Source organism: Sphingomonas trueperi (assembly GCF_040545965.1).
GTDB lineage: Bacteria > Pseudomonadota > Alphaproteobacteria > Sphingomonadales > Sphingomonadaceae > Sphingomonas > Sphingomonas trueperi_C.
The window spans coordinates 93086-112971 of sequence record NZ_JBEPMV010000003.1; the positions used below are offsets into that span (position 1 = coordinate 93086).

The following is a 19886-nucleotide window of genomic DNA, read 5'->3' on the forward strand; positions in this document are numbered from 1 at the left end:
GGATCAGCCCCGATCCAGCGAATCGAAGGCCAGCGACAATTCCTCTATCGCGACGTCGCGGCCCATCGCGTCGAGCACGGCGCCGCGCCACTGGCACGGCCATGCGTTGATGAGGTTCCAGCGCATCGCCTCGCGCGCGCCGTCGCTTTCGAGCAACACGATCGAGACGTGCCGCCGCAGCGGCCGCCCGGTCGCCGCCGCGTTCATCCAGTTCCACAACTCGGTCGAGTTGGTGAGGCCATAGCGCAGCGTGACCTCTGCATAGTCGACCGGCCCTGGCAGCGCGCGGACGATCTGCCCGGCGCCCGACTCGCGGTACCGGATCGGCTGGATGCGCATTCCCAGCCCGACGCATTCGGTGAACCGCGCCTCGGACACGTCCTGGATCGTCAGCAGGAAATGATAGTTGCGATATGGGTCGGTGGGCGCGCCCACCCGCGATTGCTTGGTGCCATTGTCCGTGGGTGCATCGGGCATCGCAACATCTCCTCAACAAGGCCGGGGTCAGGCGCGTTCGACGCTTGCCCCCGTGGCGCTTTGGCCGATGCGGAAAATGACGAACTCGGCGGGCTTGACCGGCGCGATCCCGATCAGCGCGACCACCTGCCCGGCATCCACCACCTCCGGCGGATTGGTCTCTGCGTCGCAGCGCACGAAAAAGGCTTCCTGCGGCGTCGCTCCGGCCAGCGCGCCCTGCCGCCACAAAAGGGTGAGAAACGCATCGACGTCGCGCTTGACGGACTTCCACAAGGGCCGGTCGTTCGGCTCGAACACCACCCATCGCGTCGCGATCGCGATCGATTCCTCGATCATGTTGAACAGGCGCCGCACGTTCAGGTAGCGCCATTCGCTGCCGGCGGGGGCGAGGGTGCGGGCACCCCACACGCGCACGCCCTCGCGACTGAACTGGCGGATGCAGTTCACGCCCACAGGGTTGAGCACATCCTGCTCCGCGCGCGACACGATGCGACTGACGCCCAGCGCACCCCGGATCGGCAGGTTGGCCGGCGCCTTGTGGACGCCGCGCTCGGCATCGGTCCGCGCATAGATGCCAGCGAGATGGCCGGAGGGCGCGATTTGCACCTGCTTGTCCGGGTCCAGCGCGTCGCGGACGATGATCCAGGGGTAATAGAAGGCGCCATAGCCGCCGTCGGAATCACGCGGGCGAAGGCCGGGCTTCTGCTTCGCCTTTCGGCCATCGCCCTCCTCGCCTTCGGTGGGGCTCACGCTGGCGGCGCGGGTCAGCGCTTCGACGTCGTCGACCGTGGCCGGCCCGTCGAGGATCGCGACACGGTCCCGCATCCGCTCCGCGGAGTCGAGCAGCGCGGCATAGGCGGCCGGATCGGTGCGGCCGGGCGCGGCGATGATCGCGATCTCGTCGATCGCCTCCAGCAGGTCGAGCCCACGCCCGCCGCCGGCGATCGCGCCGTCCGATGTCCCGATATTGACCACATAGCAGCGCGTGCCGCCGTTGAGGAAGAAGCCGTATACGGCATTGGCGAGGTCCGTCGCGGCGCTGCCGGGTTCGACGAAGTCGCGGACGAACGCGCTCCAGTTGTTGATCGCCACTGCTTCGCCGGGCCGTGCCCCGGCGCTGGGCGCCAGGCCGACGAACCCCGCCGTCGAGGTTCCCACCGCCTCGATCGGGCGTGGACCCGAGCTGACTTCCTCCACATAGACACCGGGACTGAGATAGGCCGCCATGTCAGCTCTCCATCCTCAACGTGACGATCGTCGGTTCGCCGGGGGCGACCGGCATCTCCGCTTCCAAGCCGCGCGCCCGCACGCGTACCCGCAGCGCGGACTCCGGATCGGCGGGCGCGGACAGCCGGAAGCCGCCATCGGCGCCCGTGCGGGTGACGGGATCGAACCCCACGAGATTGACGAGCGCCCCGGCGATCGGCGTTTCGGCCGGCCCCAGTACGCGCCCCTGTACGCTGCCGATCGCGCCCATCTGCGCGCGCAGCGGGAAGCGGACCAGCGGCGCTTCCTCCGCCGGCTGCATGCGGACCAGCGATGCCCGCACCACCATGCCGGGCGCGAGCGCCATGCCCAGCCGGGCACAGCAGCCGGGGACATCGGCATCGTCGACAATGGCAAAGCCAGGATCGCCGAGCAGCGCAAAGGCAAGGTCGGCAACGGCGCGATGCTCGGCCAGCGGATCGCCGCGCCGCACCGTCACCAGATAATCGAGCTGAAGGTGATCGGCCCGATCCCAGCTGCGGGGTGTGCCCCGAGGCCGCACGGCAACCAGACGCACCTCGATCCGGTCGATGTCGCCGCCCTGCCCCGCGGAAAGGGCAACGACCGGCAGGCCGGTGCCATCGGCAAGGCGGGCAATCAACGATCGCGTGAGGTCATCTGCGTGTTCGAGCATGCGCTCGCCTCCCCCTCGCCCGAATATTAAATCAATAACCTCCAAATGCAAAGCAGCAAGATCGGCCACTTGATTGCACCTACCGACATGAAGGCTCGAAGAGGGCGAGTCGTGGGGACTTGCAGGCAGAGTCTGGCCTTGATTCAGCAATGCAGCCGGATAGGAGGTTTGCCATGGCGACCGCGCTTTGGTCGACAAGCCGTTTTCAGGTGCCGAGGCGATGGTAGGCGATTTCCTCTTAGTAGGCTAGGATGCGGCCCCCAAGCTAGTTATCGCGCAGGAATTGCTAGACATTCTCCTGCAGATTGAGTTCGAAGCATTTGACAGGTATTGGGAAAATGCTGATGTCGCCAGGCACGGCAACTTTGTTCGTCATGTGCCAGCCGGCCTGATCCATGATCAGCACGGCGTGGACGCCTGGGGCCAGGTGCCTGGCGATTTCGGCCAGGTGCAGGTTCACGGTGTCGATATTGCAGAACGGCAGAACGAGGCCCGCGGCCTTACCCTCCCGAGGGCAGATCGCGCCGAAGAGGTAAGGCGGATTTGGTGCGCTGGTCGTGCGGCGCCGATATTCTCTTACCCGACCCGCGCCTCGTTCCCGGATCAAGTCCGGGGCGGGCCCTGAAACCAGATCTCTATCGGTGTGCCGCGCGGAGGGAGCGCCTGAAGTTGTCCAGCTCGGCAGCGAAGCACCCTTTTTAAGAGCCTTCATCGACTCCGGGTCTTGGGCATGGTGTTCGGCCGCGCCGATAGCTTGCGATAACCGAGCGCGCGCAACTCGCGGCTCAAGAGCGGTCGCGATTGTCCCGCGCCCAGGTCAGCGTGTCTATCACCACCTGGACGAGACGCCTGTCATGGTGCCCCGCCACTAGCGCGATCACGGCGTCGCAGAAGGCCATTAGGCCGGCGGCAGCTTCCTCCGGTCGCCTGGCCATCATAGCGGTCCAGCAGTCACGGCCGAGGTCTGGGAGTACGACCTCGGCCAGCTGAACCCGTCCGCCAAGCCAAAGGCCTGTCGTTGGAGATCTTTCCGCCGTCCGGTCCACAGCCCAGAGATTTTAATGTCCGACGCAGTCTCTTTGAACGCCTACACGTGAATGTGAAAGTGCAATAAAGAAATCCCACTGAGCCGCTGGCTACGCCGCCACCATTTCGACCCGTTCCGCTCAAAAGTTTTCCCACAGCGGACAAAGCGGACCGAAAATATTCCTCACTTCAATCTGATCTGAACCAATAGAGTTTTACCACGGATCGCCTGACGCTCGATCCATCGCGCGCCTTTGCCGAACGCCGGGGCTGTTAAGCAGCCGCAAACGCTCCAATTTCATCAGGCTATCCCAGTTCGCCCGGAGAAAAGGGACGATCATCTGCGCCCGCCTAGTATCCCACCCTAGCTTCGTTTCAATTGCCACGCGCAAGAATTCCGCGACTTGCGGCATGCGGTGCAAATTGCCCGATATTGCGGCGGGCCACTCTTCGACCCGAGCCGCCAATGCTTCCAGCGTTACACGGATTGGAGGATCTGCCGACAGGATCTCTGCGTTCGCGGCAGCGAGCCGAACTGCGAGATCGGAATCGAAAGCGCCCCAGTCGCGGCCGCGCTTGACCGGCTTCTTGCCGTCAGTCGCTGGCGGCTTAGACTTGCGGCGCCGAGGCCCATCAACGTAGGTCGATACCCAAGAGTTTCGATACACCTGACGCGATACACTCGTGCCCAAGTTGTAATAAGCCGCCAGACTCCGCACGGTTTTCGGTGTGCAGCCGAGCCTCACGGCGACGACGGACGCGTCAAGGCCGTTGGATGCGCACTCTCGAAGGTAGGGCTCCAGAAGTGGCCCCCAACTCTGCCGTGCCGGCTGCTTGATGGAGCCGTCAGGCATCAATCTGCGCGTGTAGACGTAACCGCAACAACATTCGAAGATGCCGGCGCGCCCGCCGCCAGCATAGCTCCGGCCCAGCTTGCAAGTCGGTATCGTTGGTTGCCCTCGGTGTTCAGCGAGCGGGTTCTCACAATTCCATGGTCCGTTACCGAAGGGTCGGTCACGTCCGAATCGCCCATCCTGGGCAGCATCGAGCAAGCCCCTCAGCAGCAGATGGCGAACGACCGAATGGCCGTAGCTCGATGTCGCCATCCGCGTAGGCCAAGGCATCTTCTCGTCGATCTCCGCCTGCGAGCCCAAGCAGGCAAGCGCTCCTCCCCAGTGCTCAACCATCGCTTGATTGAGCGCGGCACTATACTTGTCGCCACGCATGCGGGCGATGCCCACGTCGGCGAAACGTCGCCTGTAATCATCCCTGAGCTCCGTCCTCGACATCGCTGCCGGAGGAAGCACCAAGAGGTGCTGCACCGCGGACGTAAGTCTTGCCAGGCGCTCGATAACCCCTGCATCCGTCGCTACTGAAACAGGGACCGCGTCATCGCGGCAGTTCTCACGAGTCGCGGCCTGGAAGCGATACTTACCCTCGAGCTGGCAATCCGATGCCAAGAGCATCCTTTGGTGCTTCGGGCACGCCAGTGCAGCCTCTACCTGAAAGGCGCGGCGCCAGTAGGTTTCGCCGAATTCCGCAATATCTTCGTCGCGACATTCGGGACAGAATCGAAATGCCGATAACTTGTGGCTCCGCGCGTTCATCCCGAGGAGGGCCCTACCCTGGGCTCCTTCCCCCTCAATCAGCGCCGCCATGGCCGCGTCGCGGTTCGCACGATCTGCGAACGCGGCGTAGTAGGGGAACAGGGTCATTTCCCAGAGCATCATCTCCGCTGCCAGGTCGGTGCGCGTCGGCAAACATGACGAAAGCAGCCGCAGGTTCCCCGGCAAGTCGTAGGACGAGGCCATCCTCTTCGAGCCGAAGAGCGAGCGGGTGAACGTCACCGGATCAGGCGATCCGTAGTGGACGTGACTGCGGCTTAGCCAGCTGAAGAGCAGTTCGTCGGGAAAGCGCTCCGGCATGTAGGCGAGCCCTGCGAGAGGCCCGCCAGTCCCGGAAGAGTTGCCTGCGTTTGTCACGCGGCCTCTTCCACCTGGACCGTGCTCCTCGCAGCCATCGCAGCACGAACCCTGGGCATCCATGTGGTTGGGAGTCCGGCGCTCCTGAGAATGCACGACGCGGTGACGTTCGTGGCGCCCTCCGCTTCAGACAGCGCGAAGCCGAGACGACGCTCGCGGAATGCGTTCGTAGACTCAACGACGGAGTCGATGCGCGCGATCGTCCTCGGCAGCTTGGCGCTGCGGTCACGGATCCACGATTGGCTTGTCATACGTCGCTCCAGTTCGCTGAACGTCACCCGCACAGGCGGCAGCAGCGAATGGACGGCCGCCGCCTCGGCGCCGACAGCCCTCGCTATGAGACGATCGATGAACGACCAGTCCCGCGCGCAGGACCCATGATGCGGTGTCTGCACGGCGGACTGCGATCTGCATCGCACATCGACGGGGTTGCCCCGCGCTACAGCACCGGACGGCGCCAGCCGCCAAGGCGTCGCGACGCCGGCGATAGCAGCCTCCCGCATCACCGTCTTGGGGTCGAGCTTCAGCCGGCGCGCTACAGCCCGCAGCCCCTCACCGCGCGCGATCGCCTCCCTGAGCGCCGGCGCAAAGCTGGGGCCGTATAAGCGATAACGGGCTGGCCCGATCGTCCCGTCTACGTCTCGCCTGCGTGTGTAGACGTAACCGCAACCGCATTCGAAGTCGCCGTAGAGATGCGAGCGATCACGTCTCACCCGCAAGTCGGTCACGACGAAATCGCCTAAGTGAGGGGCAAGCGGATTAAGACACTCCCATGGGCCGGAGCCGAACGGCGGCTGGACTTCAGCCAGTTCGTCGAGAAACAGCCTGAGGAGAAGATGGTAGATGGGGTGCATCGCGCGGGGACGCGGCCGCACGAGGCTGGCAAGCCAATCCCCCTGCAACGCGGCGCGGGATAAGATGCCCGGAACATGATGAAGCGCCGCCCCCCAGTATCCGCGGAATGCCTGCTCAAGCTCGGCTTGGTGGACCTTGGCGCCCGTCGCGAGGCCGACACGCGCCAACCTGGCGCGATAACCTTCGGAAATGTCCGCTGGCTCCGCTGGTTCGGGCGGCGTTTCAAGAAGCCGTGCGGCCGCCACCGCGAGGGCCTGCAGACGTGCGGCGTCCGGTGAGGCGATCACCGGGTTTCCTGATCCGACGACGACAAGGTCTGCGTCGTCCGCAGCAACGAACCCATGGCGACGCGTCTGGCCCACGACGAGGGACGAACGATGGAGCGCAATTCCATGGTCCGGACAGGTGGTGATGCCTGGTAGCTGATGCGCACGCCGCCAATACCGCTCACCTCCCCTGGCGCCCATCGAGCTGATGCATTCGGGACAGTAGCGAAGTGCGCGCACGACGGGGATGCGCGACGCAGCCAACCCCAGCCGAAGGTGAACGCCAACTGTGCTTTCGACCATGGCACGCCGGGTGGTCTCCCTGGCCTCTGCGGAGACAAAGGCGGTGTAGAATGGGAACAGCGTAGCGCGGCGGATGATCGCCTCGGCGTTGAGGCCGCACGCCGACCCCAGCCGTTCGACGAGAGCTCCAATCCCGCCGGGCAAGTCGAATGAGGCAACGGCGTGACTGCGTCCGAACAGCTCCTCCATGAACTGACTGGAAGCCCCAATCCCGCGATGTCGCCGCAGCCGGGCGAGGGCGCTGTAAAGCAGCTCGTCCGGCATCACTTCAGGGAAGTAGGCGAGCACGCCTACACCGTCCTGAAGAAGGTCTGAGGGCCGGCCAGACCGGCGTTCGCCAGCGACGCATAGGCGGAAAGCCCGTCAGCGCCTCCAGCGGCCACGATGGCGCGCATATCGTCGGCCTGCATGGGCACAGCCGGTGCCTTCGCAGCAGCGATCCGCGGCTTGCGCTTAGGCGCCCCACGGTCAGCACGCAGCAGGTCCGCGATCCGCCAGACGTCCGCGCCGGGTTCGTCCTGCCGCACGTCCTCCACCATCCGGGACCCCACGTCGTCTCCAATCCCAAGCTGGCGGAACACCTGCTGAAGAAACCGGTCATCGTCCGACATCTCGGCCTCGCCCTCTGCACGGGTGCCGCGGTGTCCCGGCGTCGGCGCCGGCAGAGCGAAGCCTGGACGCCCCAACTGCGCCTCAAGCACCTTCGTGAACTCGTCACGCAGCGACGACATATCGCCATACTTCTCGATGCGTCGGCGATCACCCGAGCGCAGCGCATCGATGAGCGGACGGACAATCGCGAGATCCTCGCTGGCGACGCGGCGAACAATGGCTGGCGTGATCCGCTCGTTGCCACCGGATTCGCCCCGCCGGATCGCACGCATCTGCGCCAGGATGTAAAGTTTCACCGCGAGGTCCACGATACCCTGCGTCTCGTCGTAGAATACCTCACGGAGGGCATCGTCGAGCGGCGTCTCGACATCCGTCCACTGATACGACCAGAGGTCGTCGACGAACTCGTTCCAGTCGGCGTCGGCACGGTCGTAGCGATCCCATGAGGCTGATCCGAGACCGACAGAACGCCGACCGAGCCGAAGCGTCTTGCGAACGATGTCAGTCGCTGCCGTCGTCCCGACGAGCAGCACCGGCACCCCAATCTTGTTGATGAGCGTGACGAGAAACTTGAGCAGGACGTCATTGTCTTCGCGGACACGTCCTAGGTGCTGGATCTCGTCGATCACCAGCACGCCCAGGGCATGAAGATTCGCAACGAGCGCCATGTCGCTCATCATCGACTCCTCCGTGGCACGGGAGGAGGCATACTGACGCTTGTAGGAGGTGCCCAGGATCCGATCCATTTCAGCGAAGAAGTCGATGCAGAGCGCCCGCACTGACCCCTTGTGGGGACAGTCGAGCTTCAGCCACACAACCTGCTTCATCGTCACTGGAGCGGTGTGCTCGATCACCTCCGGCACGCCGTTGAGGATCTCCTCCGTCGTGAGTGTCTTTCCCATGCCAGCCATGCCAAGCAGCACCGCGCTGCTCGCCGAGTTGTTCGTGCCCATCGCCTTGCGCGTCATATGGACTCGAGGAGCGTGCGGGCCAGCCTCATCCGACAGGTCGAGCAACGTGCCGGCCGCGCGTTCGGCCGCGAACTCCCGGATGCGGCGCTGGTGGTCCGTCACAAGCCGCCCCCTGCCCTCGTATCCCTTGTGCAGGAACATGAGGAACCCTTCCGCAAACTTGATGTGCCGCGCACCGGGCTTGAAGTAGTTGCTGAGCCTCACCACGCAGATGCGGCGATGGCAGTGGTCGAGGTTGCGCTCGTCCTCCGTCCAACGCGGCGGCACCGCAAGATCAGCATAGAGATCGGCCGCAGCACGAACCGTGGGGAGGCCGGCGGTGTAGAAGCTGCCGCTGGCATGATTTCCGCACGTGGTCATCGTGTGTCGTCCTTCCGCTTCAGGAGCTGCGAGAGCGTCGGTTCGGCGCCATCATCGTCGTCGTTCCGGTCGTGGCGTGAAGGCATCGGAAGTTGATGTACGTTGCCGCCGTTCGCGCGGCCCTCGCCGAGATCGAAGGCCTCGTCCCGGCGCCGTTCGGCCTTTTCGCCGGCGTGGTTCTCGCGGATGCCCTTCACATCCTTCGGACGGCGCGCCCGGAAGGCCTTGCCCCTCTCACGGGCGGCGCGCTCGGTGTCCTGCATCATCGCGGCGACCTCGGCCTGCGACGTGACCTCCTCCACCGACCGGTCGGCGGTGTCCGCCTTGTCACTCGCCATGATCGCCGCGACTTCCATGAAGGAAAGGTTCTCGTAGCACTCGAAATGCGGCAGCAGCTTGCAGACGACGTAGCCCTCCGGGGCACTGTCGTCGTGAAGGTAGATGTGCCGCACCGACCGCAAGTCGTAGGACATCGGTTTCGACAACCATCTAGTCTGGCGCGCGTGGGCGAACCAATCCTCCGCTTCGGCTCTGTCGCACGTGTAATAGAGCCCGCGGAAGTAGATTCCCTTATGGCGCACCGTGCAGGTGTCCGTCGGCATCACCGCGAACTTGACCGCATCGACCGAGGCGCGTCGCATCCGTCCCTGGCGGGTCGCAATCCCCCACTCCCACAGTTCTGCGGGAATGGCGCGCACCCCCTCACGGATCATCGCACCGTCCCGGGGATAGTCGACCAACTTGTGCCGGTTGTTGAAGTGGAGGATGAGCGGGATCATCGTCCTGTAGAGGTCCGAGATGGTCCAGATCGCGTCCAGCCGCGGGTCGCGAACTCCCCGCTCGCCGAAATCGGGGGCGACATAGCCTGACACGAACGGCCGATACTCAACATCGATGAGGTCGAACCGCTTCTCGACCGTCCCCTTCCAGTCCGGACGGTGCGATTGCGCGTTCTCGACGATCACGTTGTGCCGCTGCTGCAGCATCTCGATGATGCGAGACGCGATCTCACCGCGGTCGCCGAGGAGCGCCTCCGGTAGGAACTCACAGGGCCACTCGCCATCACGGATGATCACGCCGTAGCGGGCGCAGAACTCGCGCTTGTTCTCGACCACCGAGACCAGCGCCATCATCGCACCGACCCAAGAGGGTCCCTCGAGGCCAATGTAGAAGCCGACGATCATCTTGCTGAAGACGTCGACGACGACATAGAGGACCGGTCGGCCGATGATCAGCCCGTCTTCAAGTTCCGAAACGACATAGATGTTGATGATCGTGGCATCGATCTCGTAGCGCGAACCTGGTCCCCTGACGTGAGACTGAGCGCTGCCCGTGATACCGCGCAGGTTGCGATCGTAGCTCTTGCGGCCGGTCCGCTCGCGCTTGATCGCGAAGATGTCCGCGTTCTCCTTGAACCAGTAGGAGAGCTGCCGGATGGTCGGGAAATCCTCCTCCTCATAGAGCGGCTTCGCCGTGTAGACGATCCTGCGCGTGTCCGGATCAATCCGGCGCTCCATGCAGAGCTCGGTCAGCATGAGGACTCGCGCCTTCGCAAGACTAATGCGCCCGTTCCGTCCGTAGTAACGCCTGATCCCAAGCTCAAAGATCTTCTCGATCTCAGGCGTGACGTTGGTGCCCGGCCGCTTGCCCAGCCTCCTCGGGCGGCCGAGCTTCACCAGGCCCCGACGCTTCTTCCTATTGGGTGCGCCGCAGTTGAGGAAACCCGGAATCACGGCCGCAGGCGTCATGCCATGTCTGAAGTAGCGGTCGAGAGCCGCATGCAGGGTCTTGCGGTCGGGCCCGTCGGCCGCAGCGCGCATCACGGCTGAACCACGCTTGCGGTCGTCGAAGAGTTCGACCCCCATCGCGAGGAGCGGTTCGATGGCCTTCATCAGCACCTTGCCGCGATCCGCACGCTTCTCCGATATCGGCCCGGGCCGAATGGGTGCGTCGAAGCCGTGCTTGAATACGGGCTCCACCGACCCTGCGGCGATCATCGCCTCGGTCCCGCTAAAGCTCGCCCGCGAGAAGCCTTCGTCGCCCTCGAGATCGAAGACCACGAGCAGGTCCGCCGGCTGCTCTATCCAGACGACACGGACATGACGCCCGGTCTCTGCGAACCGCAAGACGTCGCCCTGCAAGATCGGACCGTGCGACATCAGGCTGCGTGCCGCATGCCTGTCTCGACCAGCGGAAGCTCGGTCAGCAACCAGCTGATGTCGAAGACGCGTTCGGGGTCGAAGATCAGGCGGCCGGTGGCGCAAAGGTGCCGCACGATCTCCACGGTCTCGCCTTCCGCCGCATGTCCACGCAGCCGGAGTTCAGTGTCGATGTCGGCGAACGTCTTAGCCTTGCCCGACCGGTATGCGCCTAGGAGCGCGTCCACGCGTGACGACCAATAGGCCGGGTCTTCGTGCTCCTCCAACGCGAGCCGCGCATACATCCACGCGATGCCGGTGTGCCGACGGCGAGATTGATCGAGATCCGTGACCAGCATCCATTCGATGCCTCGCGATTTCCAGTAACGCCGCTCGATCTCCAGTTTCAGGAGCGTCCGCGCGTCATCAAGCTCCGCGACCGGCTTCACCGAGCGCGCATACCGCACGACGCCGTTAGGCGTGCGGCGATGAACGACGAGATCCGTAGTCATCACGACGTCGACCTTCCCACCGGGATAGGTCGGATGCGCTACCCCCATCTCCAGGGCGATCGATCGTGTGTCCTCGCGGTCGAGCGGATACTGCTCCTGGACATCGATGACGTCCGGCATCAACATGAATTCCATGAACGCTCCAGTCTCGAGGCCCGACAGCAGGTGATGCAACCGGCCGGTCTTCGGGCACGGCACCCGCGCGGAGAGCCCGAGAGAGGATAGGTCATGGACGTCGAGCCACGGCCGATAGGTGTCGCGGTCGCCGATTCCGCGCCCGGCGCGGTATCGCTCGCCGATCACCTGCTCCGTCATCTTTATCTGCCTTTTGGCCACCCGCATGCCTCCATCGGTCCGGCGCCTGGCGTCGGACCGAGATCGATTTCTACTGATTGCCGGCAGGAGGATGGTGCGGGATTGACCCCGATTCGCGACTGTGCGACTCTCGAGTCGGCGGACTTTTCAGGCTTGTTCTGTCAGGTCATGGTTGAGTTCCTTTCTTGGCTGGCGGGGTGCAACCCGCTGGTTGGTCTTCGAGGGCTGTCTGGAATCGACTAAGCCACTGCGGGGTCGTTCGTTGGCGCGAACGGCCCCGCCTCATTTCACGGGATACTCCATCCCTCCTCTCCGTGTCCGAGCTTTCCCGCCCACCTCAGCTTCGAGAGGACGGGCGACAGACTGGTCCGCTCGACACGGCGGCTGAACTCCTTCTCGATCCGGGCCTGAATGTCGCTCGCCCGAAGCGGCCCGCCGGCCTGCGTCACGACCGTCAGCACCATCTCCCGTATGCTGCGTGCGCCGCGTAGCCGGCGATCCGCAGGCGCGTCGCCAGCACGGATGTCGAGCTCGCGAATGTATGCCTGCGTCGCACCGATCATCGCATCGAGCTGTCTCAACTGCTCGATCAGCTCGTCACGTTCCGCGTAGAGCTGCTCCAGATCTGCGATGCAGGAGCTGCGCTTCCTTAGGAGCACCTTACCGGCGAATCTGTCGGCCTTTATCATGTCCTCATAAATTCATTGACTCTGAGTTTAAGTCAACTTGAGAGTTGGACTCTAGAGTCCAACTCTCAAGTAATTGTGCTGATCCTCGTTGATGATGTAGTTCCCCGCGACGTCGTATGTGGCGAAGTATTCTGCGCCGAGATCGACGTAGAAGCCGAAAAGGCGCTTCCACCGGATCACGGCGAGCGCTGCGTTCAGGGCGTTGAGCTCGACCACTTGAATGTTGGTCGAATACGGATCGTCGGCATCGGCGCCCGCCATGGGGATGCGGTTCCGGTCCCACACGTGGTCACGCATCTCCGCGGTGCTTGTGGTCACCCGCAAGATGCCCGTCAGCCCGCCGTCTCCAGCCTGCAATCCCATGCCGACGTCGACGAAGGCGACCCCCCGATCCTCGAGTCGCTCGATCACGGGCCGCTTAGCCGAAGGATCGTCCAGGCAGAGGAACACGAAGTCCATGCCGTCGAGCAGATCCACAGTCGCACGGCCCATCCTCACTCGATGCGGCACGATACCGCGATGCAACCGAGAGTAGATCCGGTCGAAGTGATCCACCTTTGCGCGCCGATCCCCAAGGCTGTCGCGCGAGGCAGCACCGGGCGCCCTGAAGGCGTTGTGCTGCAGGAACTCGTCGTCGTCGAACAAATGGATACGGGCGACTGGCGTCTTACTCACGAAGTCGAGCACATAGCCGCCAGTTCCGCCTAGCCCGACGATGCCGACCGACTGACCGGCGATGCGGTCGGCCAGCCTGCCGGTCCCGTTGCGCGAGGTGGCGGTGTCGACATAGTGAAACGGGGAGTCCGACGGGTCAGCAGTGACGATCCTGCCCGGCCGCGCGCTCGCCGCGGGATCGATCGCCGCCGCGTGGCCCGAGATCTGATTTACGAACGTCACCATCTTCTCGTGATAGTCCACGAACTCGCGACCGATCGGCCTGCTGCAGAGCCAGTGGTCGACCACCAGCCCGCCGCCGAGATCCCGTCGCGCGTTCTGGGAATGGACCATGTTGACGAGGGGCCGCCCCTCCCGGTCGCAGGGGAGCGCGCCGGCGAACCAGACCTGATGGTCGCGCGGGGCGACCGTGCGGTCGCCGGCGAGATCGAGGCGCGACACCAGCTGCCCGCGTCTGACCTGCCTGTAGCGATCGACATAGGGAACGTCGCGCACGACCAGGAACCCGGCAACGATGGCCACGTCGTAGCCATCGTCGACAAGGCGCTGGAGGTCGGGGCTACGACTTGTTCGTGGCGCTGACATTGAACACCTCGCCCTGGCGGACCCTGATCGCCTCCTGCGCAAGCAATGAGCCTTCCGGTCGATCTGGTGGTCCCTGGCGATAGGTGACGGTCAGGGCGCGGCTCGACGCGCTGACGAGGTCGGTGCCGGGGAACGCCAGGCCCACGAGATCCTCGAACGTAACCTCGGGCCGCTCCAGCAGCACCTGTCGGCCATTGATTACTACCGGCACCGACGAGCGTTCCGGCACCGCGTCACGAGCATCGATCTGCGGCGGCCACGGGGTGGTCAGATCGACGACCGAGCCTCGGCGCAGCGGCTCGCTCCCGCCATCCCGCCACAGATCGACGTCGTCACCGATGCCGCCGATCGCGCGGATCTCCGTCTCCGTGATTGCCGGGTCGCCCCAATCCCAGATCAGGCCGGCCACTCGCAGGTGGCGGACCGTCGCACCTCGGAAGGTTCTGAAGGCGGGCCGAATGCCGGGCTCGAGCGGCACGCTGGCTCCATGCGCCAGGTGGGCGGCCCGCCCTCCATCGACACGGATCACGATCCCGCCATCGCCAAGCCCGGACAACGCCAGAACTCCGTCCGCCGAAACCGCGGACCCGGTCGCGGCAACCAACCTGTCGTCGACCTCAATCTCGAAACGGTCGTCCCCATTCATCTTCATCTCCTTCTTCCGTTGATCATCCGAATTGCGAGTCGAGCCATTGCCGCGCGGCTGCGTAAATGCGCGCGGTCGAGAGCTCACCGCGCAGGCGCGAGAGATGCTCCACCCCGTCGCTGGCGCGGCTCCCGACGCGGTCGATCACCCCCAGATCGATGGCCGCCTCGGCTAGGATCTCGGAGAGGTGCAGCGGGACATCGGCACCTTCAGGAAAGCGGAGCCAGACCGGCTGGAGCAGACGCAAGAGGGACGGCACCAGCGCTGCGGGCTCGTGCGCCTGGACCATCCAGTTGACGTGCCGGAGGTCGACGGTGGCCCCGCAGGCATAGTCGACCCACCGTTCCGCCGTTGCGGGATCGATCATCCGTGCGAGCTCGGCCTGCCCGTGAGCGTCGAGCGCCTCCACTCCGAAGACGCTGACGGCGGGGTTGGCGCATCGCGAGACCGCCATGGCCAGGACCGGCGCCGACGGAAGCAGAAGGTCGGGACCGCAGCTGCTCGGTCGAAGCTGCTCGATGCCCGATGAGCCCCCGACCGCTATGCCGACGTGCGGGAGACCTGCCATTTCTGCGATGCGCCTTGCGACGTGCGTGCGCCCGACGCCAGTGGGGCCGCAGAGCAGCAGCGGCGGAATCGTCAGCCAATCTGCTCCCACGGCGCGGGAACGAGCGACCGCTCGCTCCACCACACCGCGCAACTCCGCCTGCCAGTGGAAGCCGAGTTCGGACATCAACCGATCCCGGACCCGGCTGCCACCGCCGCGAAGCGGAAGCGCAGCGGCCAGACCGAGCGGTGGCGCGTCGGCCCCAAAGCCCTGCGCGATCAACACCGACGGGGCATTCATCTGACCCGGCACGAGCGCCACCTCAGTGCCCCGGTCCGCATCGCCATGGAGGGTGGATCCCGTCATTCGCCCCTCCAGAACCGGAGCGGGCGACGGCCGCCCGAGCCGATGCCGCGGCGCTTCACCTCGGCCTCGGTCTCACGCATGCCGGCAATTACCACGCGCTCGAGCACGACCGCGCCTTCGGCCTCGGCGATCCCGCGAAACTCCTGGAACCGCGGCTTCTGCCAACGCATCCAGTCAAGGACACGCTCGCGCTCCCACTTCTCGGAAAATCGCATGACGAAGAACGGCTTGTCCTCGTCGCCACTCTCCAGGGACAGGCCGGGACGCTTGTTCTTCGGGTCGAGCACGAACAGCTCGATGCGCTCGTGCAGCCTGCGACGCTCCTCCGCCTCCAGCCTTGCGCTCTCCTCCCGCAGTGCCGCCTGCTCGGCGTCGCGTTCCGCGCCGTCGACCACGATCGCCGTGACCGCCTGCTCGCCGAACAGGCAGGCCAGCCTCGCCCAGAGCGGCCACTGGTCCACCCGATTCGCCATCCAGTCGAACACGGCTTGGGCGCGAGCCGGACCGGCATCGAGGCTCCAGATCGCGTTGCGCCTGCCATCGTGACCGGGCACCGGGCGCACAAGCAGAACGGAAGACGCCTCGACGTCGAGCGCGGGCCAGCAGCCCTCACCAAGGTGGGGCGCCTCGACTAGCACGGCGCTCCGGTCGGCGGCCCGATGACCGCGACGATGACCGCCGCCGGTCACAGGAACCTCGTCGTCGCCGAGATCTCCTCGAATGTGGGGCCCAGCGCTCGCGCGGAGGTCGAGTAGACGTTGGCCGCCAGCCAGAACTCCTCGCGCACGCGCTCGTCGTCCGTGACCTCCGTCCACCAGGTCTTGCGCGCAGGGTCCCAGCGATAACCACGCGAGCGCAGCAGATCCTTGACCGAGAAGTCGGCACCGACCGCCCGCACCACCCAGCTCGGCCTCGCCGAACGCTCGAGCAGGTCCGCCAAGGCCGTCCGCCCGTCCTCGAACGGGTGGCGCAGCAGCTGGATCACGGCGTCCACGTCGGCGCCCGCACGGTGGCCGTCGTGGAACCAGCCCGCCTGGCACAGGAGGAAGCCGAGGCTGCGGCCATCGAAGCCGCGCCCCCGCCAGTCGATCTGCTCCATCGAGCACGCCCAGGCCAGACCCTGCGCTCCCTCGAGCCGCCGCTCGACCCAGCGGCGGTCGAAACGGCTATGGTGGGCGATCACGACGGTCGCGGACCGCAGCAGGCGCGTCGCGGCCTCGTCATCGATGAACCGGCCGGCGACGTCCTCGTCGCGCAGCCCCGTGAGCGCGGCGATCTCCGGCGGGATCGGCTTGCCCGGATCCTCGGTCCATTCGTAGGGCCGGTCGATGTGGGTGATGACGCCCTCATCGTCATAGCGGAACCGGCGCGCGGCGAGTTCGATGATGGCATCGCGCTCGAAGTCCAGGCCGGTGGTCTCGACGTCGAGCACCAGCCCAACATGCGGGCCCTTGCCTGCGCCCTCACCGGTCGGGCCCTCCTGCACGTCGAGCCTGTGCAGGATGCGGACGGACGAATCGTTGTGATCCGCGGGCGCGACTTCGCACCCGACGTTCGAGAACGACATGGTTGCCTCCGTATTCGATTGTGGTGTCGGTCGTCGTCTGGTGCGCTCGCCCGGGATCAGGACGGCAGGCGCTGCTCCACCGTGATGTCGAGACCGGCGAGCATGGCGGGGCGGCGCCGGCGGCCAGCGGCGATCAGCGTGTCGACGACGGCGGGCGGCACCATGCCCATCGTCGCGGGGCACTCGGGGTCGAAGCCGACGCGGATCTCGGCCTGTGCGGCTGCCGCCGAGCCGAACCGCGCGCGGATACGCTCGCGCACCACGGCTGCCGACGGCGCGACCGACGCGTGGAAGGCGTGGAGCAGCTCGCCGCCCCGGGCGATCACGATGACCGCACTGTAGAGGCGCAGCCGGCGACTGCCGGGCGGACCGCTCGCGATCCCTCCACGCTCCCCGCCGAGCCACGGGCCGCCGAGGTCGTCGTCGCCCGGGCTGTCAGCGAGCAGGGCGTCGATGCGAGCCGGCGCGGCATCCAGCCCGATGGAGAGCCCGTGCAGCAGGACCGCGCGCATGCAGTCGTCGCGTTCGAGACAGGCCTCGATCGCCGCGGCTCCGCGGAAGAGCTGGCGCGGGGCGAGCATCCAGGCCACGGGATCGTGGGCGATCCCCTCACGCTGGAAACGGGCGCCCGCCTCGGCGGCGACGAGAGCGAGACGGGTCAGCCCCCGCCGCGAGGTGGCGACGATGCCGTCGTTCGGCTCGTCCGCATCCAGGGGATCCTGGTAGTCGATGTCGCTGGTCGGATAGTCGACCCGCATGGCGCCATGATCCGCGCCCAGAGTGATGGCGTTCATAGCCTACTCCCAGTCGCCGGTGGTTCTGACGCTCACTCGCCCGACCCTGGCGACGGATGGCCGGACGGCGACGATATGGACCCGTCGCTCCTTATTTCAACCTTTCTAGAAACAACGAAATATATTTTGATGGTTAACGCTCGTTTCACGAGTGTGGCCACGCCGGAACGGCTTGCGGCCGCTGTCGCTTCGACTATTCTAGAGGAGTGGAAAAGATGAAAGCGATCGAGGTGATGAGCGCCCTCGCGCAGCCGACCCGTCTGGAGGTCTTCACCCAGCTCGCTCGGGCGCGGCCGGACGGCCTGTCCCCTGGCCAGCTTGCCGAACGCATCGGCACGCCGGCGAGCACCATGTCGGTGCACCTGACCATCCTGTCCCGCGCCGGCCTGATCTCATCGACCAAAGCCGGGCGCAACATCACCTACAGGGCGGAGCCCGACGCCGTGCGCGACCTCGCGCTGTTCCTCATGCACGATTGCTGCCTTGGCTGTGCCGACGTCATCGACCCGCAGCTCGAACGGATGGACTGCTGCTGCGGCGAGCGCGTCAAGGACGTGATCGGCGACGCCCCGATCGCCTAAAACCGACCGAGGCGCAGCCACTTGGTGGAGATCGTCGCATCATATACGCTGCCAGCATGACCCGCACGGACGTAAATAATCTTAGAACCCGCATCGCCGAGGTCGTGGCGGGCAACAAGGCATATGACGTTCCCGCCATCTGCGCCCGGCTCGGCCTAGCGCCCGGGACGGAAGACGAGGCGATGCGGAGCAAGCTGCGCTACGTGAACTCGCGACTCAACTCGGTGCCGACCGCGCGGCTGGTCAAGATCGCGCAGGAACTCCTGGAGCAGGATGGCGACTTCTGGCTCGCCGAGCACGTCGCGAAGGTGGCGGAACAGGGGACCCCCCCGGTATCCGTGCTGACGCGGCGGCGTATCTTCGATGCGTTCGAGGGCGAGCCGCTGTGCACCGAGTATGACCAGCTCGACTTCATCGAGCAGATATGGCCGGTCGCAGCCATGCCGTCCGCCTTTGCCGACACGGATGTCTGGGGGCACCGCTCGCTGAAGGACGACATCGTCCAGCACACCATCCGGAATGACGACTGGACCAACCGCGAGCTGCTGGAGCGACTGGGCCTGCTCGACGCGTCTAAGGCGCTCCTCTTCCGCTTCCTTGAAGCGGCCGTGCATCCCACGGCGATCGACGAGAACGGCCAGAAGGATCGCGTCGAGAGGATCAACCGCCATCTCCAGCACGACGGCTACCGCCTGTCGCGCACCGGCCGGATCTCGGGCTGCCCGGTCTACACGGTCAATGCTGCCGCCATCGGATCGCCCGCCGACGCCACGATCTCGAACACGTTGGCCAAGTTCGAACCCGAACAGGTGCATGCGCGCTGGACCGCGGCCCTGGACCGTCGCAGCGACGATCCCGCCGGCGCTATCACGCTGGCGCGCACGCTCCTGGAAGACGTCTGCCGCTGGCTGCTCGACGATCTCGACATACCGGCGGCGGATCAGGACGACCTGCCGGCGCTCTACCGCAAGCTGTCGAAAGGACTAAAGCTGGCGCCGGACGATCACAGCGAACAGGTGTTCAAGCAGATCCTCGGCAACTGCCAGTCGATCGTCGAGTCGCTCGGCGCGCTCCGCAACAAGCTCGGCGATGCGCACGGCGGCGGACCGAAGCGGGCGCGTCCGGCGGCACGACACGCGGAGCTCGCGGTCAACCTCGCAGGCTCGATGGCGACCTTCCTGGTCGCAACCTGGGACACGAGGCGGAAGACACCGACCGGAACGGCAGTCGACGACTGATCCGCCCGAGGAAAGACCAGCTCGACCAACTTTGCCGCCATGCGATCGGCAGCACCCCAGGTAGTCGTAGGTCCGGCCAAATCCGCAATGTATCGGGGAATGCCGATGCTTCTTGCGCGCGGCATTTGCATCGGATAATGCCGATGCATGAACCAGGCCGATGCTCTTGATGTGCTGGCCGCGCTGGCGAACCAGACGCGGCTGTCGACCTTCCGCCATCTGGTTCGGCACGAGCCGAAGGGGCTTTCGACGGGCGAGCTCGCCGAAATGCTCTCGCTCACGCAGAGCACGTTCTCCACACATCTCGCGGTTCTCGCCAAGGCGGGACTGGTCAAATCCGACAAGCAGGGCCGCCGCATGGTCCAGCGCGCCAACCTGGACGCGCTGCGCGACCTGATGACCTTCCTGGCTAAGGATTGCTGCCAGGGCCGTGCCGAACTGTGCGAGCCGCTCGTCGCCGAACTCACCGCCTGCTGCTGAG

The 19886-nt window shown here is 65.6% G+C and carries 19 protein-coding genes; 3 read left to right on the plus strand and 16 right to left on the minus strand.

The window, feature by feature from the left end:
* Positions 1-3 precede the first annotated feature (3 nt).
* From ABIC35_RS08055 to ABIC35_RS08130, 16 genes are all read right to left on the minus strand, one after another.
* Positions 4-477 carry a phage tail protein gene (locus ABIC35_RS08055; RefSeq protein ID WP_121075475.1) on the minus strand — a complete coding sequence of 158 codons (474 nt, stop codon included), beginning with the start codon at positions 475-477 and terminating at the stop codon, positions 4-6.
* Between the two features lie 27 nt (positions 478-504).
* Positions 505-1704, minus strand: a complete 1200-nt coding sequence (locus ABIC35_RS08060; protein WP_121075472.1) for a phage tail sheath family protein — start codon at positions 1702-1704, stop codon at positions 505-507.
* Between the two features lies 1 nt (position 1705).
* On the minus strand, positions 1706-2377 hold the full coding sequence (locus ABIC35_RS08065) for a carboxypeptidase-like regulatory domain-containing protein (RefSeq protein ID WP_121075469.1): 672 nt from the start codon (positions 2375-2377) through the stop codon (positions 1706-1708).
* 286 nt (positions 2378-2663) lie between these two features.
* On the minus strand, positions 2664-3089 hold the full coding sequence (locus tag ABIC35_RS08070) for a hypothetical protein (RefSeq protein ID WP_220667341.1): 426 nt from the start codon (positions 3087-3089) through the stop codon (positions 2664-2666).
* A 529-nt stretch (positions 3090-3618) separates the two neighbouring features.
* Positions 3619-5328: a TnsD family Tn7-like transposition protein gene (locus ABIC35_RS08075; protein ID WP_183049344.1), complete on the minus strand. Its 1710-nt coding sequence runs from the start codon at positions 5326-5328 to the stop codon at positions 3619-3621.
* A gap of 53 nt (positions 5329-5381) precedes the next feature.
* Complete coding sequence (locus tag ABIC35_RS08080; protein ID WP_121075460.1) at positions 5382-7097, minus strand: TnsD family Tn7-like transposition protein; 1716 nt, start codon at positions 7095-7097, stop codon at positions 5382-5384.
* A gap of 2 nt (positions 7098-7099) precedes the next feature.
* Entirely contained in the window at positions 7100-8752 is a 1653-nt protein-coding gene (locus ABIC35_RS08085) for an ATP-binding protein (RefSeq protein ID WP_121075457.1), read from the minus strand.
* Positions 8749-10911, minus strand: coding sequence for a DDE-type integrase/transposase/recombinase (locus ABIC35_RS08090; protein ID WP_121075453.1), 2163 nt, complete (start codon positions 10909-10911; stop codon positions 8749-8751). The genes ABIC35_RS08085 and ABIC35_RS08090 overlap by 4 nt, the downstream gene beginning before the upstream one ends.
* Positions 10911-11717 carry a TnsA endonuclease N-terminal domain-containing protein gene (locus ABIC35_RS08095; RefSeq protein ID WP_183049343.1) on the minus strand — a complete coding sequence of 269 codons (807 nt, stop codon included), beginning with the start codon at positions 11715-11717 and terminating at the stop codon, positions 10911-10913. Before ABIC35_RS08095 ends, ABIC35_RS08090 begins: the two co-directional genes overlap by 1 nt.
* A 287-nt stretch (positions 11718-12004) precedes the next feature.
* On the minus strand, positions 12005-12406 hold the full coding sequence (locus ABIC35_RS08100) for a hypothetical protein (RefSeq protein WP_121075447.1): 402 nt from the start codon (positions 12404-12406) through the stop codon (positions 12005-12007).
* A gap of 51 nt (positions 12407-12457) precedes the next feature.
* Positions 12458-13666: a ThiF family adenylyltransferase gene (locus ABIC35_RS08105; protein WP_121075444.1), complete on the minus strand. Its 1209-nt coding sequence runs from the start codon at positions 13664-13666 to the stop codon at positions 12458-12460.
* Entirely contained in the window at positions 13641-14312 is a 672-nt protein-coding gene (locus ABIC35_RS08110; RefSeq protein ID WP_183049342.1) for a multiubiquitin domain-containing protein, read from the minus strand. Before ABIC35_RS08110 ends, ABIC35_RS08105 begins: the two co-directional genes overlap by 26 nt.
* A 22-nt stretch (positions 14313-14334) precedes the next feature.
* Positions 14335-15225 (minus strand): hypothetical protein, encoded by an 891-nt coding sequence (locus ABIC35_RS08115; RefSeq protein WP_121075437.1) that lies wholly within the window; start codon positions 15223-15225, stop codon positions 14335-14337.
* Positions 15222-15863: a hypothetical protein gene (locus ABIC35_RS08120; protein WP_147425844.1), complete on the minus strand. Its 642-nt coding sequence runs from the start codon at positions 15861-15863 to the stop codon at positions 15222-15224. The genes ABIC35_RS08115 and ABIC35_RS08120 overlap by 4 nt, the downstream gene beginning before the upstream one ends.
* A gap of 47 nt (positions 15864-15910) precedes the next feature.
* Positions 15911-16792 carry a 3'-5' exonuclease gene (locus ABIC35_RS08125; protein WP_121075432.1) on the minus strand — a complete coding sequence of 294 codons (882 nt, stop codon included), beginning with the start codon at positions 16790-16792 and terminating at the stop codon, positions 15911-15913.
* Positions 16793-16848: 56 nt separating this feature from the next.
* Positions 16849-17586, minus strand: a complete 738-nt coding sequence (locus ABIC35_RS08130; protein WP_183049341.1) for a hypothetical protein — start codon at positions 17584-17586, stop codon at positions 16849-16851.
* A 215-nt stretch (positions 17587-17801) separates the two neighbouring features.
* Between ABIC35_RS08130 and ABIC35_RS08135 the strand changes: the two genes are divergently transcribed.
* The 3 genes from ABIC35_RS08135 (at position 17802) to ABIC35_RS08145 (ending at position 19885) form a co-directional block, all read left to right on the plus strand.
* Positions 17802-18167, plus strand: coding sequence for an ArsR/SmtB family transcription factor (locus ABIC35_RS08135; RefSeq protein ID WP_354278395.1), 366 nt, complete (start codon positions 17802-17804; stop codon positions 18165-18167).
* Positions 18168-18223: 56 nt separating this feature from the next.
* Positions 18224-19405 carry an abortive infection family protein gene (locus ABIC35_RS08140; protein WP_121075426.1) on the plus strand — a complete coding sequence of 394 codons (1182 nt, stop codon included), beginning with the start codon at positions 18224-18226 and terminating at the stop codon, positions 19403-19405.
* Between the two features lie 147 nt (positions 19406-19552).
* Positions 19553-19885: an ArsR/SmtB family transcription factor gene (locus tag ABIC35_RS08145; RefSeq protein ID WP_121075423.1), complete on the plus strand. Its 333-nt coding sequence runs from the start codon at positions 19553-19555 to the stop codon at positions 19883-19885.
* Position 19886 lies beyond the last annotated feature (1 nt).